This window comes from Rothia sp. ZJ1223 (assembly GCF_016900985.1).
Taxonomy (GTDB): domain Bacteria; phylum Actinomycetota; class Actinomycetes; order Actinomycetales; family Micrococcaceae; genus Rothia.
This window is the reverse complement of record NZ_JAFEUT010000003.1, coordinates 84,289-109,874: the sequence shown is the minus strand read 5'-3', so window position 1 is coordinate 109,874 and position 25,586 is coordinate 84,289. Positions and strand designations below refer to the sequence as shown.

At 53.5% G+C, this 25,586-nt stretch carries 23 protein-coding genes; 17 read left to right on the top strand and 6 right to left on the bottom strand.

Annotated features, from left to right (window positions below):
- The first annotated feature begins 91 nt into the window (after window positions 1–91).
- Complete coding sequence (locus tag JTP09_RS04805; RefSeq protein WP_204877319.1) at window positions 92–415, top strand: hypothetical protein; 324 nt, start codon at window positions 92–94, stop codon at window positions 413–415.
- Window positions 416–891: 476 nt separating this feature from the next.
- Here JTP09_RS04805 and JTP09_RS04800 read toward each other — a convergent pair whose 3' ends face one another.
- Window positions 892–1,374: a M23 family metallopeptidase gene (locus tag JTP09_RS04800; protein ID WP_204877318.1), complete on the bottom strand. Its 483-nt coding sequence runs from the start codon at window positions 1,372–1,374 to the stop codon at window positions 892–894.
- A 655-nt stretch (window positions 1,375–2,029) separates the two neighbouring features.
- On the opposite strand from JTP09_RS04800, the gene rpsB reads away from it, so the two are divergent.
- From rpsB to JTP09_RS04750, 10 genes are all read left to right on the top strand, one after another.
- On the top strand, window positions 2,030–2,836 hold the full coding sequence (gene rpsB / locus JTP09_RS04795; protein ID WP_204877317.1) for a 30S ribosomal protein S2: 807 nt from the start codon (window positions 2,030–2,032) through the stop codon (window positions 2,834–2,836).
- A gap of 144 nt (window positions 2,837–2,980) precedes the next feature.
- Entirely contained in the window at window positions 2,981–3,811 is an 831-nt protein-coding gene (gene tsf, locus JTP09_RS04790) for a translation elongation factor Ts (RefSeq protein ID WP_204877316.1), read from the top strand.
- Between the two features lie 158 nt (window positions 3,812–3,969).
- Window positions 3,970–4,710, top strand: coding sequence for a UMP kinase (pyrH, locus tag JTP09_RS04785; RefSeq protein WP_204877517.1), 741 nt, complete (start codon window positions 3,970–3,972; stop codon window positions 4,708–4,710).
- A 188-nt stretch (window positions 4,711–4,898) separates the two neighbouring features.
- Window positions 4,899–5,456 carry a ribosome recycling factor gene (gene frr, locus JTP09_RS04780; RefSeq protein WP_204877315.1) on the top strand — a complete coding sequence of 186 codons (558 nt, stop codon included), beginning with the start codon at window positions 4,899–4,901 and terminating at the stop codon, window positions 5,454–5,456.
- Between the two features lie 19 nt (window positions 5,457–5,475).
- Window positions 5,476–6,339: a phosphatidate cytidylyltransferase gene (locus tag JTP09_RS04775; protein ID WP_204877314.1), complete on the top strand. Its 864-nt coding sequence runs from the start codon at window positions 5,476–5,478 to the stop codon at window positions 6,337–6,339.
- A 19-nt stretch (window positions 6,340–6,358) separates the two neighbouring features.
- On the top strand, window positions 6,359–6,937 hold the full coding sequence (locus JTP09_RS04770) for a DivIVA domain-containing protein (protein ID WP_204877313.1): 579 nt from the start codon (window positions 6,359–6,361) through the stop codon (window positions 6,935–6,937).
- Between the two features lie 182 nt (window positions 6,938–7,119).
- Window positions 7,120–7,515, top strand: coding sequence for a DUF485 domain-containing protein (locus JTP09_RS04765; protein WP_204877312.1), 396 nt, complete (start codon window positions 7,120–7,122; stop codon window positions 7,513–7,515).
- Entirely contained in the window at window positions 7,512–9,128 is a 1,617-nt protein-coding gene (locus JTP09_RS04760; protein ID WP_204877311.1) for a cation acetate symporter, read from the top strand. The genes JTP09_RS04765 and JTP09_RS04760 overlap by 4 nt, the downstream gene beginning before the upstream one ends.
- 268 nt (window positions 9,129–9,396) lie before the next feature.
- Window positions 9,397–9,657: a GlsB/YeaQ/YmgE family stress response membrane protein gene (locus JTP09_RS04755; protein WP_204877516.1), complete on the top strand. Its 261-nt coding sequence runs from the start codon at window positions 9,397–9,399 to the stop codon at window positions 9,655–9,657.
- A gap of 183 nt (window positions 9,658–9,840) precedes the next feature.
- Window positions 9,841–11,664, top strand: coding sequence for an ABC transporter ATP-binding protein (locus tag JTP09_RS04750; protein WP_204877310.1), 1,824 nt, complete (start codon window positions 9,841–9,843; stop codon window positions 11,662–11,664).
- Between the two features lie 104 nt (window positions 11,665–11,768).
- Here the strand turns inward: JTP09_RS04750 and JTP09_RS04745 are convergent, their stop codons facing one another.
- A complete protein-coding gene (locus JTP09_RS04745; protein WP_204877309.1) occupies window positions 11,769–12,737 on the bottom strand; it encodes an alpha/beta hydrolase in 969 nt (322 codons plus the stop codon).
- A 116-nt stretch (window positions 12,738–12,853) separates the two neighbouring features.
- Between JTP09_RS04745 and dxr the strand changes: the two genes are divergently transcribed.
- Entirely contained in the window at window positions 12,854–14,164 is a 1,311-nt protein-coding gene (dxr, locus tag JTP09_RS04740; RefSeq protein WP_204877308.1) for a 1-deoxy-D-xylulose-5-phosphate reductoisomerase, read from the top strand.
- A gap of 94 nt (window positions 14,165–14,258) precedes the next feature.
- Here the strand turns inward: dxr and pflA are convergent, their stop codons facing one another.
- Genes pflA through pflB form a run of 3 tightly spaced genes read right to left on the bottom strand, consistent with a single transcriptional unit; the run spans window position 14,259 to window position 17,556 of the window.
- Window positions 14,259–15,125 carry a pyruvate formate-lyase-activating protein gene (gene pflA, locus JTP09_RS04735; RefSeq protein WP_204877307.1) on the bottom strand — a complete coding sequence of 289 codons (867 nt, stop codon included), beginning with the start codon at window positions 15,123–15,125 and terminating at the stop codon, window positions 14,259–14,261.
- Window positions 15,126–15,133: 8 nt separating this feature from the next.
- Window positions 15,134–15,388: an autonomous glycyl radical cofactor GrcA2 gene (gene grcA2 / locus JTP09_RS10155; protein ID WP_204877306.1), complete on the bottom strand. Its 255-nt coding sequence runs from the start codon at window positions 15,386–15,388 to the stop codon at window positions 15,134–15,136.
- Window positions 15,389–15,441: 53 nt separating this feature from the next.
- Window positions 15,442–17,556, bottom strand: a complete 2,115-nt coding sequence (gene pflB / locus JTP09_RS04725; RefSeq protein WP_204877305.1) for a formate C-acetyltransferase — start codon at window positions 17,554–17,556, stop codon at window positions 15,442–15,444.
- A 451-nt stretch (window positions 17,557–18,007) separates the two neighbouring features.
- On the opposite strand from pflB, the gene JTP09_RS04720 reads away from it, so the two are divergent.
- The 5 genes from JTP09_RS04720 to JTP09_RS04700 all read left to right on the top strand — a co-directional run bounded on the left by JTP09_RS04720 (window position 18,008) and on the right by JTP09_RS04700 (window position 24,672).
- Entirely contained in the window at window positions 18,008–19,345 is a 1,338-nt protein-coding gene (locus JTP09_RS04720) for an RIP metalloprotease (protein ID WP_204877304.1), read from the top strand.
- Window positions 19,346–19,485: 140 nt separating this feature from the next.
- On the top strand, window positions 19,486–20,652 hold the full coding sequence (gene ispG, locus JTP09_RS04715) for a flavodoxin-dependent (E)-4-hydroxy-3-methylbut-2-enyl-diphosphate synthase (RefSeq protein ID WP_204877303.1): 1,167 nt from the start codon (window positions 19,486–19,488) through the stop codon (window positions 20,650–20,652).
- Window positions 20,653–20,712: 60 nt separating this feature from the next.
- Window positions 20,713–21,753 carry a GNAT family N-acetyltransferase gene (locus JTP09_RS04710; protein ID WP_204877302.1) on the top strand — a complete coding sequence of 347 codons (1,041 nt, stop codon included), beginning with the start codon at window positions 20,713–20,715 and terminating at the stop codon, window positions 21,751–21,753.
- Window positions 21,754–21,968: 215 nt separating this feature from the next.
- Entirely contained in the window at window positions 21,969–23,768 is a 1,800-nt protein-coding gene (locus JTP09_RS04705; RefSeq protein ID WP_204877301.1) for a proline--tRNA ligase, read from the top strand.
- Between the two features lie 130 nt (window positions 23,769–23,898).
- Window positions 23,899–24,672 carry a TSUP family transporter gene (locus tag JTP09_RS04700; RefSeq protein ID WP_204877300.1) on the top strand — a complete coding sequence of 258 codons (774 nt, stop codon included), beginning with the start codon at window positions 23,899–23,901 and terminating at the stop codon, window positions 24,670–24,672.
- Between the two features lie 21 nt (window positions 24,673–24,693).
- On the opposite strand, the gene JTP09_RS04695 is transcribed toward JTP09_RS04700, so the two are convergent.
- The gene (locus tag JTP09_RS04695; RefSeq protein ID WP_204877299.1) at window positions 24,694–25,542 is read right to left on the bottom strand and encodes a hypothetical protein; all 849 of its coding nucleotides are present in this window, start codon (window positions 25,540–25,542) and stop codon (window positions 24,694–24,696) included.
- Between the last annotated feature and the right edge of the window lie 44 nt (window positions 25,543–25,586).

Sequence of the window (25,586 nt, the reverse complement as noted above, 5' to 3'; positions counted from 1 at the left end):
TCCCCTCTGAGCCGAAAAGTCAATGGGTGGCAACGCACCTACCATAGAACCCGAAAACCTTTTCACTCACACACAAGAAAGCACATACTCTATGTCTGCCCTTCTCTCACGCTTTCGAGCGCTCAAAAAGGTGGGTTTGGCGGCAGCGGCAGTAACAGTGGCTGCAGCGCTCGCTATGCCACCGGCGTCCGCTTACCCCGATGGTCCTTGGTTCGTTGCCGGTAAACCTTACGTAACAACTGGTCAGTGGGTACCCGGACATAACATCACTATTGGCGATCTCGCTGATCCCGATGTCTTCCAAGAAAATGGCACCTACTACGCCTACGGTACGAGCATGGGCGGAGGCAACGTCCCCCTGATTACTTCCACCGACCTGAAAAATAGACGACCAACCAGCGATACACCCCTGTAGCCAGCCCCGCAGGTCGCAAGCCTGCGAACGCCTCTGATTATTGGTACAACGATACTCTGGCTCTACCGGGCACCTGGGTTAAGCAACAGCCCAACTGCAATACGGCAGTTTCAGGGTGTTTTGAAACCTGGGCTCCTTCTGTTGAGAAGGCAGCCAACGGAAAATACGTGATGGCGTATGTTGGTATTCAGGCATACAGGGGAAACGAAATTGCCTGGCTTTCTGCAACCGGTATTTCAACAGGGTGACCTGACCGCACTTTCCGTGCGGTCAGCCCCGTGAAACGCGATGCGATGGGTGCTTTCATGTACCGACTCAGCAATCACGGTGCCCTACGCGCCTACTAGTTCTTTGCAGTAGTCGCTCTCAACTCTCAAGGGGTGCTGTACGTCCATGCCAATGTATTTGGGTATTTTCACAAGGGACGTACGGCATCCCTTGGCGATTTAAGGTAGGCAGTACGGGGTGTCTGTCGTCTATGCCGCAAAATCATCGGTAATGGGTAAGAGAACGGAGGGCGCACCTTCACCCAGAAGTAGCAGCGGGTTCAGATATTCCTCTGTCTCTTTCTCTCGCACGCCCCAGTGCAGGCAGTGCCCGCCGCCCGCGCAATGTTCAATACTGGCGTCCATTACAGCAATTACCTGCCCCGCCTCAACGCGCTCACCGACTGGCAACGGTTCAGCGACAGGCTCAAAGCTGGATTTACGCCCGTCGCTGTGGGTTACGGTAATCACCTGACGGTCAACTACCGTTCCCGAAAAAGTAATTTCACCGGTAGCAGGGGAGTAAACCTTAGCCTCCGCATCAACCCTAAAATCAACGCCGCGGTGCCCTGCCTGCCACTTCTTCGCGGGCTTATCGAACTCCCGATCTACTAAATAAGGATGTGTCACCGGTGGGTGCCAGCTGGGTAAGGATGGGGTGGATTCAGCAATTGCGGGGGTGCTTCCTACCATAACCCCTAGCATCACTATTGCCAGCGCAACCCGTATTATGGTCCGGGAGCTCACGCGGCGCGTCCACCGTTGAAGATAAAAATGAAAAGAAGATAAATACTGGGTGCAGTTCATGTAACGAGCGAACCACAGATACGTCGATTGGGGGAGTAAAACCCTTAAATCTGTGGATAAATACCCCCTTATCAACTTTATCCACAGGTAAGTGGTGTGTGGGGTATCACTCAATCCTTTCCTTTGGTGCATTTTGCCTCACAAAACCGCTGAATGCACCACAACCTGGGGTATAGTTGGTGCTTGCAGTTTGCCTTTCGTAAAGAACTTTACGAAAAGACAAAGAACGCACTTACACGCGTGTTCATCGTTAGTTACCTAACGATCTGACAACGCGCAAACCCGCGCACATGCTAAGGCTCAACAGCTCCGTAAATTCTTGCGGTAGCAACCGATCCCTTACGCAGTGATAAGAGACCTTCGGTCTGCACCAGCAGTCAGGGCTCGACGGTGAAAACTTCGTCACTTCTTCGAAGATTACCGGCGGTTTGCCAGGGGCAAAACAATAAGAGTTTGCCGTGTAACCGATAACTACTATGCGCGTGGCAGATCTAGCCTGGAACCAGGGGACTGCCCGGCACCACTTTCTAAAGGAGACGACATGCCCGTCGTAACTATGCGTCAGCTGCTCGATTCAGGTGTTCACTTTGGTCACCAGACCCGCCGCTGGAACCCCAAGATGAAGCGCTTCATTTTCACCGAGCGCAACGGCATCTACATCATCGACTTGCAGCAGTCACTCGAATTCATCGACAAGGCATACGAAGCAGTCAAGACCACCGTTGCACACGGCGGCACCGTACTGTTCGTTGGTACCAAGAAGCAGGCTCAGGAAGCAATTGCTGACCAGGCAACCCGCGTCAACATGCCCTACGTTAACCACCGCTGGCTCGGTGGTATGCTCACCAACTTCCAGACCGTTTCAAAGCGAATCGATCGTATGAAGGAACTTGAGCAGCTGGACTTCGACGATGTCGCAGGCTCACAGTACACTAAGAAGGAACTCCTTCTGCTGCGTCGCGAGCACGAGAAACTTGAGAAGACCCTTGGCGGTATCCGTAACCTCACCAAGGCTCCTTCACTCATCTGGATCGTTGACACCAAGAAGGAACACCTCGCGGTTGACGAAGCTCAGAAGCTGAACATCCCCGTTGTTGGTATTCTTGACACCAACGCAGACCCGGACGAAGTTGCGTTCCCCATCCCCGGTAACGACGACTCAATCCGCTCCATCAATCTGCTGACCCGTGTTATCGCGGACGCGGTTGCTGAGGGTCTGCTTGAGCGTAACAACAAGAAGGCTGGCAAGGCTGATTCAACCGAAGAGCCCATGGCTGAATGGGAAAAGGAACTGCTGGAGCAGCACGAAGCTGCAAAGTCAGAAAAAGCAGAAGAGTCAGCTAAGTAAATAGCTTGAACAACATAAGACGGTACCCCCTTTGATGCAAACGGTGTGCCGTCTTATGTTCCCCGCAGAGCCTTACCTCTTGCGAAAGTGGTGAGATGCTGTGCCCCACAAACCTTTGAAATCAATAACTTAGGAGTTCACACTATGGCGAACTACACTGCAGCAGACATCAAGGCACTGCGCGAAAAGACCGGCGCTGGCATGCTCGACGTCAAGAAGGCTCTCGACGAGGCTAACGGCGATCAGCAGAAGGCAATGGAGATCATCCGCGTTAAGGGTCTCAAGGGTGTCACCAAGCGTGAAGGTCGCGCAACCGCAGAGGGCATCGTAGCCGCTCGCGTTGAAAACGGCGCAGGTTTCATGGTTGAAGTTAACTCAGAAACCGACTTCGTGGCTAAGAGCGAGCCTTTCATTGCTTTTGCTAACAACGTTCTCGAAGCAGCTGTTTCAGCGAACGCTTCAACCCTGGACGAACTCAAGGCAGCTACCGTTGACGGCAAGACCGTTGAAGAACTGACCACCGAAGCTGGCGCATTGCTGGGCGAAAAGGTTGTTGTTCGTCGCGTAGCACGTATTGAGGGCGAAAACGTAGCAGTTTACCTGCACAAGACCTCAAAGGATCTGCCCGCACAGGTTGGCGTTCTGCTGGCTGTTGAGGGTTCAAACACCGACGAGGTTGCACACGACGTTGCAGTTCACATTGCTGCTATGTCACCCAAGTACCTCAACTCAGATGCTATCTCAGCAGACGACATCGCAGCTGAAAAGCGCGTTGCTGAAGAGACCGCAGCAGCTGAGGGCAAGCCCGAGCAGATTATCCCCAAAATTGTTGAGGGTAAGCTCAAGGCTTTCTACAAGGAAAACACCCTGCTCGACCAGGACTTCGCAAAGGACTCCTCAAAGTCAGTTGCTCAGGTTCTGTCAGAAGCTGGTGCAACCGCAACTGCTTTCGAGCGTTTCCGCGTAGGTGCATAAGGTTTTCACCACCTGCCACTGCGTGTGTGATATACATGTAATTTAGTGGTGACATTGGGGGAGTACCGCAACGGTGCTCCCCTTTGTCGTATGCTTTTCTAGAGCCTGCAAAGGTGCGTTTGCAAGCGCTTTTGCCCGATTATTCTGTGGAGGATCCCATGACCGAGACCGCAACCAAGATTAATAATGACGCCACCGGACGCCGCCGCGTCCTTCTGAAGCTTTCTGGTGAGGTTTTTGGCGGTGGCAAGGTAGGCATTGATACCGAGGTGATTCGCGGTATCGCTGAGCAGATTGCGTCCACCGTAGGCAAGGTCGAGACTTCGATTGTCATTGGTGGCGGTAACTTCTTCCGCGGTGCTGAACTGTCAACTGCCGGTATGGATCGCTCACGCGCTGATTACATGGGCATGCTCGGTACGGTGATGAATTCACTGGCCTTGCAGGATTTCCTGGAGCAGGCAGGTATCGATACCCGTGTGCAGTCAGCCATCACCATGCCGCAGGTTGCTGAGACTTACATTCCTCGTCGCGCTATCCGCCACATGCAAAAAGACCGCGTGGTGATTTTCGGTGCTGGTGCTGGCTTGCCTTACTTCTCCACCGACACTGTTGCCGCGCAGCGTGCTCTTGAGATTCAGGCGGACGAGGTGCTGGTTGCTAAGAACGGTGTAGATGGTATTTACACTGCTGATCCCAACAAGGACCCCAATGCTGAGCGTCTTTTTAGCCTCACCTATGATGAGGCGATGCAGCGCGATATTCGTGTCATGGATCAGACCGCTTTTGCTCTGTGCCGCGATAACAAGGTTTCAATGCGTGTGTTCGGTATGCAAGGTGAAGACAACGTGGCTCGCGCTATTTTGGGCGAGAAGATGGGTACTCTCGTTACCGCATAAAACAGTGTGTACACCCTGACTCGATGCTAGAGGCAAAAGAAATCTAGTAATCGGGTGTTTGGGTGTTTAGAAGTAGCCCGGTCAGTGACTGGGCTACTAGACTGTTGAGAGAGAAATAATATTGGGTGGGGAATACTCCTCGCCGCTGCGGGATGAAAACCTGTAGTTCTATATAAGGAGAAACGCCTATGATCGAAGAAATCTTGGCTGAAGCTGGCGAAAAGATGAATAAAGCCATTGACGCTGCAAAAAACGAATTTTCAAACGTTCGTACCGGTCGCGCGAACCCCTCACTGTTCTCATCATTGACTGTTGATTACTACGGTGCGCCGACCCCTTTGCAGCAGCTGGCTTCATTCCAGACTCCTGAGGCTCGTACCATTTTGATTACCCCTTACGATAAGGGTGCAATGAGCGCCATTGAGAAGGCTCTGCGCGACTCAGATTTGGGTGCTAACCCCTCAAATGACGGCAACGTTATTCGCATCGTGATGCCCGAAATGACTGAAGAGCGTCGTAAAGAATACATCAAGTTAGTCAGCCACAAGGCTGAGGACGCTCGTGTTGCAGTGCGTAACGTGCGTCGTCACGCCAAGACTAGCATCGATAAGCTCGTCAAGGACGGCGAAATTGGTGAGGACGAGGGTACTCGCGCTGAAAAGGAACTCGACGGTTTGACGAAGAAGCACGTTGAGACCATCGATACCTTGCTGAAGCACAAAGAAACTGAGCTTTCGGAAGTCTAAACGATTAAGGTCTGTATCTATGAGCGAGAAGCTCTCTGAAGGTACAGCGAGCCAGCCCCAAAAATCTAAGGCTGGTCGTAACTTACCTGCCGCCATCACTGTCGGGGTTGTTCTCGGTGGCTTGCTGGCGGTGGGTTTGTTTTTTGTACCGGTTATTTTGGTGTGTTTAGCTGCCTCTGCTACTGCTGTGGGTGCCTGGGAGGTAACGAACGGGCTGAACCAGAAGCGCGGCATGGGTGTTCCTGTGATTCCCGCGGTGGTTGCTGCGGCAACGATGCCTTTTTTTGCCTACTACGGTGGAGCCCAGTGGCTTATTTTTGGCGTGGTAGCTTCTAGCTTGCTAGTGATTATTTGGCGGCTCTTCGGTTCGAAGAACGGCATGATTATGTCAATCATGGGCTCGATGTTCGTGATGGGCTGGGTGCCGTTTCTTATTTCGCTTGCGCTTTTGCTCTATCGCGAAGATACGGGCGTGGGCAAAGTCTTTACGATTGTTGTCATGGCAATTGGCAACGACACCTGGGGCTATATTGCTGGTGTGCGGTGGGGCAAACGCCCTATGGCACCGAAGATTTCTCCCAAGAAAACGTGGGAGGGCTTTGCTGGGTCGATGCTTGGATCCTTCATTGTTGGCATCATCTGTATGGTGGTGATGGGTGAGCGCTGGTGGTTTGGTCTTATTATTGCTTTCTTCTTGGTGATTGCTTCAACGGTGGGTGATTTGGCTGAGTCCATGGTGAAGCGCGAAATTGGTATTAAGGACATGAGCAATATTCTGCCGGGGCACGGTGGGGTGATGGATCGTTTGGATTCAATCGTGTTTGCTATTGCTGCGGGGTACGTGATTTTTGAGTTGCTTGACCCCTGGTCGCTGAGCCTGTAAGTGGAAGGTAGAAATGATCGTGCAGAAAAGAATTTCTGAGTTTGCTCTGGCGAAGGGGCGTAAGGTTGGCTACAGCGTTGAAGCTGTGGATGAGTATTTTGATGAGCTTGCTAATGATTATGAGAGCTTGCGTGCCGGTGAATCTGCCTCCGGGGGTTCGACGGCGCGTTCGATACGCATGAAGAGCTTCCCTCCAGCACCTGGCGGCTATTGCATTGAGGACGTTGATTCGGCTCTTGATCGCGTTGAGGATCGCTTCGCGGCGATTGAGCGTCGGGGGTTTATTGCTGAGCATGGGATGAGCGCTTGGAGCGCCCACATTGAGCAGCTTGCTGAAACGATTATGGGTAGGTTGCAGCGTCCGGCTGGTCAGCGTTTTAGGCACCCCTCAAAGAAGCTGACCAAAGGGTATCTTATTGCTGATGTGGATTCACTGTGCCAGCAACTGGCAACCGAGTTTAAGATGTCGGACGATGTTGACGTGCAGCTGATTCGTGGTGCTGTTTTCCGTTCCGCTACGGGTGCTAAATCGTACGATGAAACCCAGGTGGACGCTTTTTTGGATCGTTGCTTGGATTTGATGCACTACCTGAAGTAGGTTGTGAGGTATTCAGCGCCTGTGCTGGTGTTAACCGCTCTTGCCCCTGTGGTGAGGGCGGTTTTCTTATACCCGATGTGTTGTGCGACTCGCCGAAAATATTTTTTACCCCAAATTCTCCATGTGATGCAGAACTCATAATATTGTTATCTCAGTCATATAAAATTGAGGAGGTGGGTTATATGACCCAGCAACCAACACCAACACCGGCACCGGAGGCACGAGCCTTCGACGCAGATCGGGTAGATTTCGCGGCAGCGCAGCGTAGCGATGCCTTTCAGAAACTTCGCAAAGACCAGCGTTCTTTTATTTTCCCGATGGCGCTTATCTTTCTCGTCTGGTATTTTCTCTACGCAATTTTGGCGATTTACGTGCCCAGCTTCATGACAACCAAGGTATGGGGCAACATCAATGTGGGTGTTGTGATGGGTCTTCTGCAGTTCGTTTCTACCTTTGCGATTACAGGACTGTACGTACGTTTTGCTAACCGCACTCTTGACCCCCAGGCAGCGGCTTTGCGTGCTGACCTCGAAAACGATGTTTACCCCTCAACTCACACCCGCGGGAGCCACTCATGAATACTCTTGTCATAGCAGCAGGCGAGGCGCAAGAAACCGTAGGCACTCCCTGGATCAACATGCTCGTTTTTGGGCTGTTCGTGGCAGCCACCATGGTGGTGGTGCTGCGCGCGTCCAAAAACAATAAAACCGCCGCAGACTACTACGCAGGTGGACGCTCCTTCAGCGGCACTCAGAACGGTCTCGCCATCGCCGGTGATTACCTCTCAGCAGCGTCCTTCTTGGGCATCGTGGGTGCTATTGCACTTCAGGGGTATGACGGCTTTCTCTACTCCATTGGCTTCTTAGTGGCGTGGCTGGTGGCTTTGCTACTGGTCGCTGAGATGCTGCGTAACACCGGTAAATTCACTATGGCAGATGTGCTGTCTTTCCGTTTGCGTCAGCGCCCGGTGCGTATTGCAGCGTGTATCTCAACCCTTGCCGTAACCCTCTTCTACTTACTGGCTCAGATGGCTGGTGCAGGTGCGCTGGTTTCACTGCTGATGGGTATTAGCTCCAAGGCAGGGCAGTCGCTGGTGATCGTTATTGTGGGCGTGCTGATGATCGTGTACGTACTCATCGGTGGAATGAAGGGCACAACTTGGGTTCAGATTATCAAGGCTTGCCTCTTGCTTGCGGCGGTGGGTGTCATGACCGTTTGGATTCTAGCTCTCAACGGCTTTAGCCTCTCAGCTCTGCTGGGGGCTGCGGTTGAAAATACTGGCAACCCCGCCCTGCTTGAACCCGGACTCAAGTACGGTCACAGCGAAATCGCTAAGCTCGACTTTATTTCACTGTCATTGGCTTTGGTCTTCGGTGCGGCTGGTCTGCCACACGTGCTCATGCGTTTTTACACGGTGCCCACCGCTAAAGAAGCTCGTAAGTCGGTGGTGTGGGCTATTAGTCTCATTGGCTTGTTCTACCTCTTCACCTTGGTGCTGGGTTACGGTGCCGCAGCTCTGGTTGGTCAGGACGCGATTAAAGCAGCACCCGGCGGTGTGAACTCGGCGGCTCCGCTGCTGGCTTTCCATCTGGGTGGCTCAGTACTCATGGGGCTGGTAGCAGCTATTGCGTTTGCAACTATTCTGGCTGTGGTTGCTGGTCTTGCTATCACCGCATCAGCATCCTTCGCTCACGATATTTACACCTCGGTGATCTGCAAGGGTGAGGCTGACCCCAAGAAAGAAATCAAGGTTGCTAAGACTACCGTGGTTGTTATCGGTCTGCTGGCGGTTGCAGGTGGCATCGGTGCCCAAGGGCAGAACGTTGCCTTCTTGGTAGCGCTTGCTTTCGCGGTTGCTGCCTCGGCTAACCTGCCCACCATTTTGTTCTCACTGTTCTGGAAGGGTTTTACTACTCGCGGCGCGGTGTGGTCAATGTACGGTGGTCTGATCTCGTCGGTTGTTCTCATCATTTTCTCCCCGGTTCTCTCGGGCGCTGAAACTTCAATGATTCCCGGAGCGGATTTCGCGATCTTCCCGCTGAGCAACCCCGGCTTGGTTTCCATTCCGCTGGCTTTCCTCTTGGGCTTCATCGGCTCCTTGACGGATGGTTCAGAGGACGAGTATAAGCAGGCTGAGATGGAAGTTCGCTCACTCACCGGCGTCGGCGCAGAGGGCGCAATCGACCACTAAAAACAATCAGTAACACCCCTCAAAAGATTTACCGGCACGCCCTGCTACCGCCTCTCGCAATAGAGACAAAAGCACGGTGAGCCGGTAAATTTTTGTGGCTGTGACGGTTTTAGCCCGTATATTCTCACTGCACTATGAATAAAAACATACTTTCTGGTGAAACCCCCAAGACAGCTTATATTTTCCTTGTAAAGCAGATAAGATGAGGTTCAACAGCATAACGCAATTTAATGGCGTTTGCATGAACACATACATAGGAGAAAACCTCATGGGTATCATTGGTTGGATTATTCTTGGTCTTATTGCTGGCGCACTCGCTAAGCTCATCATGCCCGGCAAGCAGGGTGGTGGCATCCTCGTCACTATGGTTCTCGGCATCGTAGGCGCTATGCTCGGTGGCTTCTTGGGTAGTATGGTTCCCGGTCTGTCAGACGGCATTCAGTCATTCAGTATCGGCACTCTCTTCACCGCAGTTATTGGTTCACTGATCGTTCTGTGGATTTACGGTGCGGTAACCAAGCGCCGCTAAGTCCTGGCGACTTACATAACTTTCCACCCGCGTCCTTATATCAAGGACGCGGGTGCTTTGTTTGTGCGGGCACTGCAAGTAGCTGGGGTATGGGTAAAATAACCGCACTAAATAACCGCCGACTACAGAAGAACTGGCACAGTGGAAGAAACACACGCACCTGAAGGTTGAGAAAGAAACCGCATGAAAAGCATCTTTAGAATCATGAGTGCCACCAAGGAACTCATGCCCTACTACGTAGGAATTATCGTTTGTTCCATCGCTGTTTCTATCACAGCGCTTGCTGCACCGTTCGTCATCAAAGGCGCCACCGATACGGTAGTCAACACCCTCAACGGCTCAGATCCGCAACCGGTGAGCATCATCATCTGGTTCGCAGTTGCCTACTTTGCCTCTCAGCTGTTCAACACCGTCATTTCTAATATCGGGGGCTTTTGGGGCGACGTGATGAGCCAGAAAATGCGTACCATCCTCTCTAACCGCTACTACGAAAAGCTCATGGTTTTGCCCCAGAGCTACTTCGATTCGGAGCTCACAGGAACTATCATTTCGCGGCTTAACCGTTCAATTACCGAAATCACTAACTTCGTGAAGATGTTCTCCAACTCCTTCTTCACGATGATTATCACGACCATCGCCGTAATTGCTATTAGCGGCTGGTACTACTGGCCGCTGGCACTGCTGCTGGTGATTATCTTCCCGGTCTACTTCTGGCTCACCTCAAAGACCAGTGAAAAATGGCAGGTCTGGGAAGGCGACAAGAACAAGAACATTGACATCGCCTCCGGTCGCTTCAACGAGGTCATCGGTCAGATTCGCGTTGTTAAATCCTTTGGACAGGAGCGCCGCGAACTCGGGCTCTTCAGCAGCCACTTTGCAAAAACAATTGGACTCACCCGCTCTCAGTCCTCTTACTGGCACCGTATGGATGTTGCCCGCCGCGGCTTTCTTGACCTCATCTTTTTCGGTCTTTACCTCATGATTTTCGTGCGTACTCTCCGCGGCGACTTCACTATCGGCGACATGGTGCTTCTTATCCAGCTTATGAATATGGCAGTACACCCCATTTCGTCTTTGAGCTGGGTTGTTGATTCTGCTCAGCGAGCGATCGCCGGTTCAAAGGATTACTTCGATGTGATGGCTCTTGACGCTGACACGCGCGCCCTAGCTCTAGTAGGCGCAGAGGCACAGACCGAAGGCGTCCGCACGTCCCCGCTGACAACCCAGCCCGGCGGTAACCTCATAGCCTTTGACCGTGTGGCTTTCGGCTACGAGGGCGAAGCTAACGTTCTAGAAAACATTGACCTGACTATTAAACGCGGGGAAAAGATCGCTTTCGTGGGCGAATCGGGCGGCGGCAAGTCTACTCTCATGGCTTTGCTTGAGGGTCTCTACGACCCGCGTGAGGGTAAGGTTGTTGTTGACGGTCACGACATCGCCAGTGCAGATTTGGAGCAGCTACGTTCTCGCATCGGAATGGTTTTCCAGGACGCTTCTTTGTTCTCGGGAACTATCGCTGAGAATATCGCCTACTCCAACCCGCATGCCACCCGCGAGCAAATTGTGGCTGCCGCACAGAAGGCTAATGCCCACACCTTTATTGAGAAGTTCGCCGACGGTTATGACTCTTTGATTGGCGAACGCGGTCTGAAACTTTCGGGCGGTCAGAAGCAGCGTATTGCGGTGGCTCGCGCTATTCTCAAGGACGCGCCGATCCTGATTTTGGATGAGGCAACGTCGGCTCTTGATACCAAGGCTGAGCGAGCTGTTCAGAAGGGATTAGACGAACTGATGGAGGGTCGCACATCATTGATTATCGCCCACCGCCTTTCGACGATTTCGGCGGTGGATCGCATCGTGACGCTCAAGGACGGGCACATCGACGAAATCGGTAGCCCAGCAGAACTTGCCGCCTCCGGTGGTATCTACGCAGAGCTTCTGGCACTGCAAGATTCCGGTAAGAAATCCGATAAGAAGAGGTTGCAGAGCTTCGATATCGTCAGCTAATAATCTGCACAGAATCGTACCGCGCTAGCGTGAAAGTACTGTCTTTACGAAGAGTACTTTCACACTAACGCGGGGTACTTTCTTGTCAGTTCCGGGAAAATGTCTTACCCGGCAAAGAACTTTTCTAAGGCAACAAACAGCGAGTTCCAGAGTTTCAAAGACGCGGTGGCTTGGGGGAACATGAGATCGGCACCGTGGAACATACCCGGTATCTCAATGGTTTGTACCTGAACCCCGGCGTCGTGAAGGTTCTGGGCGTATGTCAGACATTCCGGGTGAAAAAGGTCGAGTGTGCCGACACCCAACCAGGTGTTAGGCAGACCCTCGTAGTTTTCGCGGCGGGCAGGTGCGGCATATTTTGGGGCGTTCTCCTCTTGCACCTGCTCACCCAGGTAGAGATTCCAGGCGTACTTGTTCCACGCATCCGACCAGAAAAATTCCCCGCGATGCTCGTGCTCATCACGCAAAGCGGTGCGGTCATCCAACATGGGGTAGAGCAGCCCCTGAAAACCCACCGGATGCCCTGAATCGAGAGCCTTCTGCACCAATGCTGCTGCCAGGCCACCACCGGCACTCTTGCCTACCACGGCAATCTTTGCCGGGTCGATACCTAGTTTCTGGGTATTCATCTGCAACCAGCGCAAGGAAACATAGCAATCGTCTAAATCGGCGGGGAAAGGCTCCTCCTCCGCAGACCTATAGGCAACGCTTAAGACGGCAACGCCCACTGCCCGTGCCAGGCGTTTCACAAAAGGCTGGTCTGGCTCAGCGACCCCGCGTAAATGCCCGCCACCGTGAATAAAAAGGACAGCGCCATTGCTGGTCCTTGTCTCAGGAACATTCAGAAAAGACGGCTGACCGCCTGCTAAACCCTCAACACTCGGCGTAATGACCCGCACCCGTACAGGCTGTTGCTGTTCAGGTTGCGCTTCAAACTTCTTCCAGTTGCGTACACGCACTTTCAACCCCATTTTTACATGCCAGGGGGTGTAGAGCATCCAGTGGCGTAGCGAGGGATCAACCCGCTGCACTTTCGGTATCTGCTGCAGTGCATACGGTATAAGAGTGCTCATGCTCGGCCTCTGAACCTCGGGTGCCTGCATACCATCTGCCTTCCTCCAACAAAAAACCAATTCTCTTTCATTCTAGGGAGGAAACAGCGGCACAAGAGCGTGCCATACTTAAAACCATGAAATTTGGCGCGACACCTCCTGAATTTGGCACCCGTGAATCTCTCACCCCCGAGCTTCTTGATTTTCTGGGGGAGGGGCGTACGGTAACTATTCTTGGCTCTACTGGTTCCATTGGTACCCAGGCACTCGAAGTTATTGACCACATGGCGTCTCTTGCCTCAACGTTAACCGGTAGCCATGACGCTCCCTTGCGCGTAGTTGCTTTAGCTGCGGGACGTTCATCCCTGCCGTTGCTTGCCCGCCAGGCGGTTACTACCGGTGCGGCGCTGGTGGCTACCTCTGGTAACGCTGAGGACGCTGCCACACTCACCCAGCTGATCAAGGACGCCGCCGCTGTCGCCGGAGTTAGCTACACCCCGCGTATTGTCTACGGTCCGCAAGCCGCTACCGAAGCTGCAACTTTTGGGGCGGACGTGGTGCTCAACGGTATTACTGGTTCTATTGGTTTAGAGCCGACTCTTGCCGCTCTTCACTCTGGTCAGCAGGTGGCGCTGGCTAATAAAGAGTCGCTGATTGCTGGTGGCCCGCTGGTGCGCGCAGCGGTTGACGCTTCGCCGCTCGAACAGCCCTTGATTCCGGTGGACTCAGAACACTCAGCTCTCGCTCAAGCCTTAGCATCGGGTACTGACCGCGAAATTGACCGGCTTATTCTCACGGCAAGCGGTGGGCCTTTCCACGGTAAAACCCGTGAGCAGTTGCACGATGTAACTCCTGCTCAGGCGTTGGCTCACCCCACTTGGGATATGGGTCTGGTAGTGACTACTAACTCGGCATCTATGGTTAATAAGGCGCTGGAAGTCCTTGAAGCCCACCATCTTTTTGGTGTAGATCTTGACCGCATTGACGTGACCGTTCACCGCCAGTCGGTGGTACACTCCATGGTGCAGTTTGTGGACGGCTCAACCATTGCTCAGGCGTCCCCACCTACCATGTTGCTTCCTATCGCCTTGGGGCTGACCTGGCCCCACCGCGTCCCCGGCGTTGCAAACCCCTATGACTGGTCACAGTCTAGTAAGTGGACCTTCGAACCCCTCGATAACCAGGCATTCCCTGCTGTTGAGATGATTAAGCAGGCAGGCAAACGCGGCGGAACCTTCCCTGCCGCTTTTAATGCCTCTAATGAAGAAGCAGTTGCTGCCTTCCACGCCGGAAAAATTCGTTTTACCGACATGATCGATACCGTTCAGCGTGTGCTTGAAGAACATGAGAATTCGACAGCGAAAACCGAGGACGCACATCTCACCTTGGACGCCGTCCTTGAAGCAGAGAAATGGGCACGCGCCCGTGCCAACGAGATTCTGAGCTAACCATGCTCGCAAGCGTTCGAGCATAAAGAAACCCCGCTCACCCTATTCCATAAAGGCTAGGTGAGCGGGGTTTTACAGTCTATAGGTGAAACCTTTAGTAGACGGTCAGCCCGCGGGCGCGGAACTGATCGCGAATACGCTCGGTTTCCTCCTTAGTCGGAGGTTTTACGTCATCGAGCTTGTACTCCAAGCCCAGTGACTGCCACTTATCGGTGCCCATCTGGTGGAAAGGTAGAACCTCCACACGCTTGACCGCGTTGGGCCAACGGCACACAATATCGGCGACCTTCTCAACATTTTTATAAGAATCGGTGTAGCCGGGTACAGCGACAAAGCGAATCCACACGTCCTTACCCAACGCGTTGAGCCTGTCGCCAAAGTCAATGGTGGGCTGCAATTCTCTGCCGGTGACCTTTTTATACGTCTCCTCATCACCCGATTTAATATCAAGCAGAACCAGATCAACGTAGTCCAAGAATTCATTGGTCACTGTTTTGCCCAAGTACCCTGAGGTATCAATGCAGGTATGAACGCCCAAAGATTTAGCACTAATCAGCAGGTTCTCTGCGAAAGCTCGCTGCATCAGAACTTCACCACCAGAGATGGTGAGACCGCCACCGGTTGACTTAAAAATCTTGCGGTAGCGCTTAATTTTCTTCAGCAGCTCATCAATCATGATGGGTTTGCCATCGCGCATCTGAAAAGTATCGGGGTTGTGGCAGTAGAGACAGCGCAGCGGGCAACCGTTCATGAACACTGTCATGCGGGTACCCGGACCATCGACAGCGGTTACTAGCTCCCAGGAGTGAATAGAACCCATCTTGCCTTCGCGCATTAGCTTCAGCTGAGACGAACGCTCAAGATCGGTCATATCTCCAAGACCCCAGGTGCCAGCACCTGACTGACGAGCCTCTGGTGGAGCGAAACCCTGCTCCGCCAGAGGCTTGACTTCAATAGTCATTATTGAATTTATGCGCCCTGGTGGAAGGTGCGTGAGAGAACGTCAAGCTGCTGCTCGCGGGTAAGGCGAACAAAGTTGACTGCGTAACCTGAAACGCGAACGGTCAGGTTGGGGTAGTTATCGGGGTTCTCCATTGCGTCGATCAGGGTGTCCTTGTTTAGAACGTTGATGTTCGCGTGGTAGAGACCCTTGCTGTCGGCGGGCTTTGCCGCACGGTTAGCCTTCATCGATGCAAGGCGCTCTTCGTAAGTCTTGACAGCCATGATATGACCTTCTTTCGTTTGAAATATAAGGGTTTGCCGTGTAAAGGCGAGGATTAGTCTTCTTCAGGAATGAAGCCGGCATCGAGGATGCCAACCAGGTTCTTAACCTGCTCGTCCTTGTCACGACCCAACGCGGTCGGGGTGATCGTGTTGGTCAGTGAGATACCGTCGAGTGCGTCATCGTAGTCGAGCTTGCCGACTGAGAGCATCGAAGCAACCATACCGTGAGTGTCTTTACCGTTCTCGGGGTTTGCACCGGGGGAGAAGGGGTTACCAGCACGGTGGCCTGACGGGAAGTTACCGGTTGCCTTACCGTAGACAACGTTTGAGGTAATAGTCAGAACCGACTGGGTAGGAATAGCGTCGCGGTAGAGCGGGATAGCCTTGATCTTACTCATGACGGTATGGACGATGGTTGCAGCGATATCGTCTGCGCGGTCGTCATCATTGCCGTAGGCGGGGAAGTCGCCTTCGGTGATATAGTCAACAATCAGACCGGTCTCATCTCGTACAGGGGTTACCTTTGCGTACTTGATAGCTGCCAGCGAGTCAGCAACAATGGAGAGACCTGCGATACCGCAGCCCATTGCGCGGATGATGTCTGAGTCGTGCAGAGCCATTTCGATGGACTCATAGGCGTACTTGTCGTGGCTGTAGTGAATGATGTTCAGCGCCTCGACGTAGGTGCCGATAACCCAGTCCAACATTTCTTCGTACTTGTGCCAGACCTCATCAAAGTCGAGGGGCTCGTCGCCCTTGATGGGCTCATAGCCTTCAACAACCTGCTTGCCGGTCATCTCATCACGGCCACCGTTCAGTGCGTACAGCAGAGCCTTTGCAGCGTTGACGCGTGCGCCGAAGAACTGCATCTGCTTACCGACCTTCATGGGGGATACGCAGCAAGCAATAGCTACGTCGTCGCCCCAGTGCTGACGAATCTGGGGGTCAGATTCGTACTGAATGGAAGAGGTCTCAATGGAGATTGCGGAGCAGAATTCCTTGTAGCCGTTGGGCAGCTGCTCGTCCCAGAAGATGGTGATGTTGGGCTCGGGAGCAGGACCAAGGTTACGCAGGGTCTGCAACAAACGGAAGGAGGTCTTAGTAACCAGGGTACGACCGTCTTCAGCGAAACCACCGTCTGACCAGGTTGCCCAGTAGGGGTCACCTGAGAAAATCTGATCGTAATCGATGGTGCGCAGGAATCGGGTAATACGCAATTTGATAACCAGTGCGTCAATCATTTCCTGAGCATCAGACTCGGTGATAGTGCCCTCTGCAAAGTCACGCTCGAAGTAGGCATCCAAGAAGCCTGAGAGACGACCGATGGACATTGCAGCGCCGTCCTGTGACTTCACCGATGCCAGGTAACCAAAGTAGGTCCACTGAACAGCTTCTTTAGCGTTGCGTGCAGGACCTGAGATGTCGAAGCCGTACTTCTCTGCCATCTTCTTCAAACGCTGCAGAGCTTTAATCTGCTCTGAGTGCTCTTCGCGGTAGCGTGCCCAGTGCTCTGAGAAACCTTGGTCCGCTACGGCGTCCTTTGCGCGTTCCTTATCAGCAATCAGCGCGTCAACACCGTAGAGAGCTACGCGGCGGTAGTCGCCGATGATGCGACCGCGGCCGTAAGCATCGGGCAGACCGGTGATGATGTGTGATGAACGAGCTGCGCGGATGCGAGGGGTGTAGATGTCGAAGACAGCCTGGTTGTGGGTCTTGCGGTACTCGGTGAAGATTTTCTTGACGTCTTCGTTGGGTACTTTACCCGCTTCTTTAATAGCGGTCTCAACCATGCGCCAGCCACCGTTGGGCATCATGGCGCGCTTGAGGGGCACATCAGTCTGCAGGCCGACGATAACGTCGTCGTCCTTTGAGATGTAGCCTGCATCGAAAGCATCGATTTCAGCGGGGGTTTCGGTGTCTACATCGTAAACGCGCTGCTTGCGCTCTACTGAGAGGAATTTCTTTTCAAGGGTGTCCCAGACTCGGAGGGTCTTTTCGGTGGGGCCTGCCAAGAATGATGCATCGCCCTCGTAGGGGGTGAAGTTCTTGAGAATGAAGTCGCGAACTTCGACAGCGCGCTTCCACTCGCCGTCGTTGAAGCCGCGCCACGCGTCCGCAAACTCGGGACGAATGAGGGTTGCCTCTTCGGCGTTGGCTAGTGCAGTCATGTGCTAGATGCTCCTTTGATGCTTACTAGTGAATGAACGTAGTTTCTTACTTAACAAGCCTATTGATGCAGTGAGAAAATACAAGGTGACGAAAATTTTTGCTGAGGTACCAGGCATGGGCTTGATTTTTAGAAAAATAGTTTTGACTAGGCTAAATACTGTTATGTCGCATTTTTTATGCAAGATTTAGGTGTGTGTAGAGCCCAAAAATACCAAATATGACGTTAGGGTATTTTTTACTCAAAAAATTAGGTTCAAAGTACCTCAACAAACAGGTGAAAATGACCTCAAGCCCCGCTGATGTAGACAACGCTTTCGCCATCAAGCAATATAGGTAAGCACCTCGAAGACTCCCAGGTTAGAGGGGTACTATCGAAATGCTATATGCAGAGGTAAGGGGGCTTACCCGAACCCTAACACGCAACGCGAAAAAGTAAAGGTCATCAGTTAAGTGGGAATACTTTTGTTTCTGGTAGGTGTGCTGATCATGGCTCTCGCCATCGGCTTCTCAATCGGTCTGCACGAGGTAGGGCATCTGCTACCTGCCAAAAAATTTGGTGTGCGGGTACCCCAGTACATGATTGGCTTCGGCAAAACTCTCTTTTCGTGGCGTCGCGGTGAAACCGAGTACGGTGTCAAAGCGATTCCGCTGGGTGGCTATATTTCGATGATAGGTATGTACCCGCCGTCGAACGCTGAGGCGGGGTTGCGCGCTAGTACTACCGGTCCGTTTAGTCAGCTGGTAGAGGACGCGCGTGCTACCGACTATGAGCGCTTGCAACCGGGGGACGAGAACAGGGTTTTCTATAAACTGCCTATTTATAAGCGGATCATCATTATGCTGGGTGGGCCACTGATGAACCTTGCAATTGGCGTGGTGTGTACCGCCGTATTGATTCTGGGATTTGGTTCGGCGCAACCGACTACGACCGTTGCTTCCATGAGCGAGTGCGTTAAGACGGTAGTTGCTGCCCAGGAAAATGCTGCCACTTGCACCGATAAAGACCCTCAAGCTCCGGCGGCTCTTGCCGGGGTGCAGCTCAACGATACGGTGGTTGAGTTTGCCGGTGTGCGTATTGATAGCTGGGAACAGCTGACCGAACTTATTCGCGCTCATGCTAATAAGGAAGTTTCTATGACGGTGTTGCGTGAGGGGGAAGAGAAGCAACTACGTATTGAACCCATGCTGACTGCGCGTCCTCTCTTTAATGAGGTTACTGGCAGCTATGAAACCAACCCTGATGGTAGCTATAAAACCCGTGATGTTGGCTTTATTGGTGTGGGTCCTGACACGCAGCTGGTACCGGGAACTGCCGGGGAAGTCATGCCAATAGTGGGGGAGCAGCTGCGTAGCATCTACGCGTCCGTACTGAGATTGCCTGCCCGTGTGTGGGACGTTGCGGTGGTCTTGGCAACCAACGGGGAGCGTGATCCCGATGGTCCTATGTCGGTGGTGGGCGTAGGGCGTATTGCCGGTGAGGTGGCTGCCACCGATCAGATTAACCTGAAAGAAAAAGCTGCGACCTTGGTGTCGATGATTGGTACTTTGAACCTTTTTCTTTTTGCTTTCAACCTTATTCCCCTTTTGCCCTTGGATGGCGGGCACGTCTTGGGTGCTCTGTGGGAGTCTGTACGCAGAGGGTTCGCTCGTCTTGCTGGTAAACCAGACCCCGGAGCTTTTGACGCTGCGCGTTTGCTGCCGCTGACCTTCGTGGTGGCGGGCTCATTTATGGTGATGTCGTTGGTGCTTATTGTTGCTGATATTTTCAAGCCGGTGAGCCTGTTCTAAGCCCTGTAGATAACGCTGGTGCATTTAGCTGTGAGCCAGCCTAAGTCTCTTCATAAAACCTCGTGTACTGGTGCACAATAGAAGATGACACACTATGCTCTTTAAAACTAAAGAGTAAACGTAAGTTTTGGAGGAACGCTTTGACCGCGGTCAATCTAGGAATGCCCCTGCCGCCTGCGCCCACTTTGGCACCGCGTCGCAAGACCCGTCAGTTTTCTGTGGGCAAGGTTGGTGTTGGTTCTGACTCACCCGTTTCGGTGCAGTCAATGACCACCACAAAAACCCACGATATCGGTGCAACCTTGCAACAGATCGCTGAGCTGACCGCTGCTGGTTGCGATATTGTGCGCGTTGCCTGCCCCACTGATAAGGACGCTGAGGCACTGCCTATTATCGCTAAGCAGTCACAGATTCCCGTGATTGCTGATATTCACTTTCAGCCCAAGTACGTCTACCAGGCAATTGAAGCAGGCTGTGGTGCTGTGCGTGTGAACCCCGGTAACATTCGCAAGTTTGATGACCAGGTCAAAGAGATCGCACAGATGGCGAAAGATCACGGCACCTCTATTCGTATTGGTGTTAACGGTGGTTCGCTTGATAAGCGCCTCCTTGAAAAGTACGGACGCGCCACTCCTGAGGCTCTGGTGGAGTCAGCTGTTTGGGAGGCTTCCCTCTTTGAAGAGCACGGTTTCAATGACTTCAAGATTTCGGTGAAGCACAATGACCCCGTGATTATGGTGGAGGCTTATCGTCAGCTGGCTGCTGCCGGTGACTGGCCCCTGCACCTGGGCGTGACCGAAGCTGGTCCTGCCTTCCAGGGCACCATCAAAAGCGCGACTGCTTTCGGTGCTTTGCTCTCTGATGGCATTGGTGACACCATTCGTGTTTCTTTGTCTGCCCCTCCCGTTGAAGAGGTCAAGGTTGGCTCACAAATTCTTGAATCGCTGAACCTGCGTCCGCGTAAGCTCGATATTGTTTCGTGCCCCTCGTGTGGACGCGCGCAGGTGGATGTGTGGGAGCTAGCAGAGAACGTCACCGCAGGTTTGGAGGGCATGAAGGTGCCCCTGCGCGTTGCTGTCATGGGTTGCGTCGTCAATGGTCCTGGTGAAGCACGCGAGGCTGATTTGGGTGTTGCCTCGGGCAACGGCAAGGGCCAGATTTTCGTCAAGGGTGAGGTTATCAAGACCGTTCCTGAAGACCAGATTGTTGAAACCCTCATCGAAGAAGCTAACCGCATTGCAGCTGAAATGGAAGCCAGCGGTCTCTACGTTCCAGAGGGTACCCCCTCCGTCAATGTCAGCAACTAATGCGTGATAGCCCCTCTTGTTCTGTAAGGGGTTAGACACACTAACGAGCCGCCGGGGTATATGAAACCTAAATTTGCACGCGATCAACGTGTGATTCTTCGACCGCTGACCAGCCAGTATTTCGAAGACCTTCACCGGATGATGTCATATGATCCGGTGGCTCATCTCTTTGAAGCCGAGCATCTGAATACCTTTGGGCTGCCTGCCACGGGTAGGGCGCTGCCGGTGCGTCCGCCCTACGGGTTTGTAGGAATTTTTGAGCGTGAAGTACCTGATCCCGGTAGTTTATCGGCTTACTCAGAGACTGCGAACCCGGTACCGCAGGTTATTCGCACTATGACCCAGCATTTTTTGGGGCGGTCAGCCACTACCACACCGGCACCGCGTGAAGAGCTGGTGGGTGCCATCTGGTTGTGTGGCAACTGCGTACCGTTGCAGGTACCCGAGCAGTACCTTGATGCTACCGCCGAATTTATCATGAGCAACAGCAGGTATCTCGCCTCAATATTTGGGGTTGCAGAGCTTGTGCGGCCGTTGTGGGAGCGCTCCCAGCATGGCTTTCAGTCGGTCATGGACGAACGCCCCCACCAGCCACTGCTCTACCTTGCTCCTCATACGCAGCTTCACGCACAGGCAGACCTCTACCGGCATAACCTGCGCGTGCCAGCCATTGACTACGGTGTGCGCTGGGCGCGCACCACCGACCGCTCATCACTTTTGCAAGCCTCAGTCGCTATGTTCACCGAGGAGGTGGGCTACGACCCGCTCGAACGGGACGCTACGGGCTATGCTCGACGTGTCAGCGAGTTCATCACTGGCGGACGCTCCCTGGTAGCAACGAACAGTGAGGGCGTGGTGGTCTTCAAAGTAGATTTGGGGCTTGCCCACAACAACCACTGCCAGTTGCAGGGGGTCTGGTTGCACCCGGCATACCGCGGTCATGGACTTTCGGCGCCGCTCCTTGCCCAAGTATGCCAGTTGATTCGACCCCGCTACGCTCACATCTCGCTCTACGTCAATGACTATAATGCGCGCGCTCGTGCGCTCTACCGGGCTGTTGGCTTCGAACAGATTAATACGTTTTCGACGATTCTTTTCTAGTGCCTCTGGTGCTGCTGAGAAGCATGTACTCATGTAGTTCCTGACGGAACACATCACTAGTAGCCTGACATACACTTGGTAGCATTTTGCTGTAACGTCCTTTTTTGTTGTATGAAAGAGGGCAGGCGGACGCGGTAAACTGCTAGAGATACTAAATGCAGGCAGCCTACGGGTGTGCTGTGCGAGCTCAACACAAAGATTGGATAAGATTCACGGTGGCAACTCGCCTTTCAAACCTTTTTCTGCGCACTTTGCGTGAAGACCCGGTAGATGCCGAAGTCGCAAGCCACAAGTTACTGGTGCGTGCCGGCTACATTCGTCGTGCCGCACCCGGTATTTATACCTGGTTGCCGCTCGGTCTGAAGGTTCTGAGCAAGGTCGAGAACATTGTGCGTGAAGAAATGAATGCTATCGGTGCTCAGGAAGTTCACTTTCCTGCCCTGCTGCCGCGTGAGCCCTATGAGACCACCAACCGTTGGGACGAGTACGGCGATAACCTCTTCCGCCTCAAAGACCGTAAGGGCACCGATATGCTCTTGGCACCCACCCACGAAGAGATGTTCACCCTGCTTGTAAAAGATCTCTACTCTTCTTACAAAGACCTTCCGGTGACCCTGTACCAGATTCAGACCAAGTACCGCGACGAGGCGCGTCCGCGTGCGGGTCTGTTGCGCGGACGCGAGTTCGTGATGAAGGATTCTTACTCCTTCGATATTGACGACGCTGGTCTTGAAGAGGCATACCTGGCGCACCGCGCTGCCTACCAGCGAATCTTTGAACGCCTGGGTTTGGACATCGTCATTGTGCAGGCGCAGTCCGGCGCTATGGGTGGTTCCCGCTCAGAAGAGTTCTTGCACCCCACTGCTATCGGTGAAGATACTTTCGTGCGCTCAGCAGGTGGCTACGCCGCTAACGTTGAAGCGGTCACTACGGTGGTTCCCGACCCCGTGGATGCATCGAACACTCCGGTAGCGCAGGTTTTCGAAACCCCTGATTCCCCGACCATCGAAACCCTGGTTGATCAGTCTAATAAGCTGTACCCCAGAGAAGGTCGTGATTGGGCAGCGGCTGACACCCTCAAAAACGTTATCGTTGCTGTGATTGATCCGGCTGGCGAGCGCCACATGGTTGCTATCGGTCTTCCTGGCGACCGCGCAGTAGATATGGCTCGTGTTGAGGTGAACATCGGTGCCCTGCTGGGTATTGGTGGCGAAGTTGAGGTCGAGGCGGCAACCGAAGAAGATCTCAAGAACTTCCCCCAGCTGGTTAAGGGGTACATCGGCCCCGGTTTGACCCTGGATGCGCCCTTGTTGGGCAAAGAATCAACCACTGGTATTCCCTACTTCCTTGACCCTCGCGTCGTCGATGGTTCTGACTGGATTACCGGTGCTAATGAGCATGGCAAGCACGTCTACTACCTGGTTGCTGGACGCGATTTCACCGCTGACGGTGTCGTTGAGGCGTGCGAGGTGCGTGAGGGCGATATGGCTCCCGATGGTTCTGGTCCGCTGGAAGCAGCTCGCGGTATCGAGATGGGGCACATCTTCCAGCTTGGTAGCAAGTACGCTGAGGCGCTCGGTTTGAAGGTTCTTGATAACAACGGTAAGTTGCAGACCGTCACTATGGGTTCGTACGGCGTCGGCGTTACCCGTGCGCTGGCAGCTATTGCCGAGGGAAACCACGATGAGAAGGGCTTGATCTGGCCCCGTCACTTGGCACCGGCAGATGTGCATGTGGTTATTACCGGCAAGGGCGAGGAAATTTTCTCCTACGGTGATGAACTGGTTGCTGAGCTGGAGGCAGCTGGTCTTGAGGTGATGGTCGATGACCGTCCCAAGGCATCCCCCGGTGTGAAGTTCGGTGATGCTGAACTGCTGGGTGTTCCCACTATTGTGGTGATTGGTCGCGGTTACAAAGATGGCGTACTTGAGCTTAAAGATCGTCGTAGTGGCGAGGCACGCAATATTCAGGTAGCCACCGCAGTCGATGAAGTTATTGCTGAGGTTCGCGGCTAACGCCGGTGAGTGTCAAAGCAGGTGCCCCACCAAAGTGCAGTGGGGTACCTGCCTTTTATTATTTTTAGGCGGCGCGTCGAGCCTCAATAATGATGTGGGGCTGAGACGGTGCTTCTTGTAGCCTTGTCGTATGGAAGCCTTAGCCCCTACCGCTATCATCTTGCTTTTGTTCGCTGCCTTACTGGCAGGGTGGGTGGATGCGGTAGTGGGTGGCGGTGGGCTCATTCAGCTACCGGCGGTGTTGCTGGTTCCTGGACTCACACCGGTGCAAGCGCTCGCGGTGAATAAGCTGAGTTCTATCTGCGGTACTATCACCAGCGCCGTGACCTACTACCGGCGAACCACTACCGATATAAAAACGGCTTTGCCGATGGCTACTCTAGCCCTGTGCGCGAGTTGTGGCGGGGCAGCGGCTGCCACGATAATTCCTGCCCAAGTGTTCACGCCCATTATTATCGTTGCCCTCTTCGCGGTGCTTGTGTTTACTATCGTTAAGCCTGCCGAAGGGGAGCTTACAGCACTGAGATTCACGGGCAGAAAACACCTGGGCATCGCTTTGGGGCTTGCGGCAGGAATCGGCTTTTATGACGGTATCTTGGGCCCTGGCACCGGATCGTTTTTGATGATGGGCACGGTGGTTTTTCTGGGATACTCTATGCTGCAATCTGTCGCGCAGACCAAGATCATTAACGCTGCAACCAACCTTGGCGCTCTCATTTTCTTTACGCTGGGTGGTCACCAAATCTGGGCTCTCGGCCTACTGATGGGGTTTGCCAATATGGTGGGCGGTTACTGGGGAGCGCGCACAGCTATTGCCCGCGGCGCTGGCTTCATTCGGGTGCTCATGGTAGTTGTGGTCAGTGCGTTGATTCTCAAATTGGGGTGGGACGCGCTCGCGTCCTAGAGCGTCAAAGCTGGTAGGTTGCTATGCCCTTAGCAGGGCATCTAGAGCGATAAGGTGTACATCTGAGGCATCGTTGAAGGCTGGGTCTGCCAATACTGCCAGTAGGTTTTGATCAATAACGCCATGGTAGGTAGCCAGCGCATTGGTCACCGCGCCGTTATCGAGTACATAGCTAGGACGCTGCGTGGGGGAGTGGTCGGTGCAGTTTAGTTCTGCTTCAAGTTCAGTAAGAACCTGACGTGCGTAGTGACCTGCATCTTCAAGGGCGGCAGCTTCTTCTGCGGTATACCCGGCAAAATCAGCCCTGGCACTGGAGACCTCGGCGTAGTACTTGAGGGAGTAGAGAGACTGGGCGAGCGCATCTACAGTACTTACTGCCTGCATCTGGTCAGCTTCAGCACCTGAGGCGCCGGTTTCTTCGGTAACCTCGCACTGCCCTACCCTTTCGTGTTTAAATGCCTCATCGATTGTCTCTCGCGAAAGCTCCTCGTCAGTTTCTTGGGTAGCAGAAAGCCAGCTGTGAGCTGTCTGCGCGGTAAAGACACGCTGCTGAGGGGTTTGCGCCTCAAGGCTTGCGGCAACCAGACGTTCGAACAGCTCCTGCGAGGATACCTGGGAATCTGCAGGCTGCTGACGCGCTTGCTCAACCGCGGCTTCGGGCAGCTGCTCCAGCGCGTCCTGCACAATCTGGTCTTGTTCATCGCTGAGGTCACCGTGCGCCTGTACCGCCAGCATATGCTGAGCTATCGTGCGTTCACCGCTCAGGCTCTCATACACCTTATTCTGCTGACCTACCGCAGAAAAGCCCAGCAGTGCAAAAACCACTGCCACTACGGTGGCAATGACCGCACCCCACGTGAGAAAACGCATGAACCCTCAACCTCATCAACTAACAACGACAAGCGCCTGCAACT

Coding starts and splice junctions, on each gene's coding strand:
- JTP09_RS04805 (WP_204877319.1), top strand. CDS start 92: ATGTCTGCCCTTCTCTCACGCTTTCGAGCGCTCAAAAAGGTGGGTTTG.
- JTP09_RS04800 (WP_204877318.1), bottom strand. CDS start 1,374: ATGGTAGGAAGCACCCCCGCAATTGCTGAATCCACCCCATCCTTACCC.
- rpsB (WP_204877317.1), top strand. CDS start 2,030: ATGCCCGTCGTAACTATGCGTCAGCTGCTCGATTCAGGTGTTCACTTT.
- tsf (WP_204877316.1), top strand. CDS start 2,981: ATGGCGAACTACACTGCAGCAGACATCAAGGCACTGCGCGAAAAGACC.
- pyrH (WP_204877517.1), top strand. CDS start 3,970: ATGACCGAGACCGCAACCAAGATTAATAATGACGCCACCGGACGCCGC.
- frr (WP_204877315.1), top strand. CDS start 4,899: ATGATCGAAGAAATCTTGGCTGAAGCTGGCGAAAAGATGAATAAAGCC.
- JTP09_RS04775 (WP_204877314.1), top strand. CDS start 5,476: ATGAGCGAGAAGCTCTCTGAAGGTACAGCGAGCCAGCCCCAAAAATCT.
- JTP09_RS04765 (WP_204877312.1), top strand. CDS start 7,120: ATGACCCAGCAACCAACACCAACACCGGCACCGGAGGCACGAGCCTTC.
- JTP09_RS04760 (WP_204877311.1), top strand. CDS start 7,512: ATGAATACTCTTGTCATAGCAGCAGGCGAGGCGCAAGAAACCGTAGGC.
- JTP09_RS04755 (WP_204877516.1), top strand. CDS start 9,397: ATGGGTATCATTGGTTGGATTATTCTTGGTCTTATTGCTGGCGCACTC.
- JTP09_RS04750 (WP_204877310.1), top strand. CDS start 9,841: ATGAAAAGCATCTTTAGAATCATGAGTGCCACCAAGGAACTCATGCCC.
- JTP09_RS04745 (WP_204877309.1), bottom strand. CDS start 12,737: ATGAGCACTCTTATACCGTATGCACTGCAGCAGATACCGAAAGTGCAG.
- dxr (WP_204877308.1), top strand. CDS start 12,854: ATGAAATTTGGCGCGACACCTCCTGAATTTGGCACCCGTGAATCTCTC.
- pflA (WP_204877307.1), bottom strand. CDS start 15,125: ATGACTATTGAAGTCAAGCCTCTGGCGGAGCAGGGTTTCGCTCCACCA.
- grcA2 (WP_204877306.1), bottom strand. CDS start 15,388: ATGGCTGTCAAGACTTACGAAGAGCGCCTTGCATCGATGAAGGCTAAC.
- pflB (WP_204877305.1), bottom strand. CDS start 17,556: ATGACTGCACTAGCCAACGCCGAAGAGGCAACCCTCATTCGTCCCGAG.
- JTP09_RS04710 (WP_204877302.1), top strand. CDS start 20,713: ATGAAACCTAAATTTGCACGCGATCAACGTGTGATTCTTCGACCGCTG.
- JTP09_RS04700 (WP_204877300.1), top strand. CDS start 23,899: ATGGAAGCCTTAGCCCCTACCGCTATCATCTTGCTTTTGTTCGCTGCC.
- JTP09_RS04695 (WP_204877299.1), bottom strand. CDS start 25,542: ATGCGTTTTCTCACGTGGGGTGCGGTCATTGCCACCGTAGTGGCAGTG.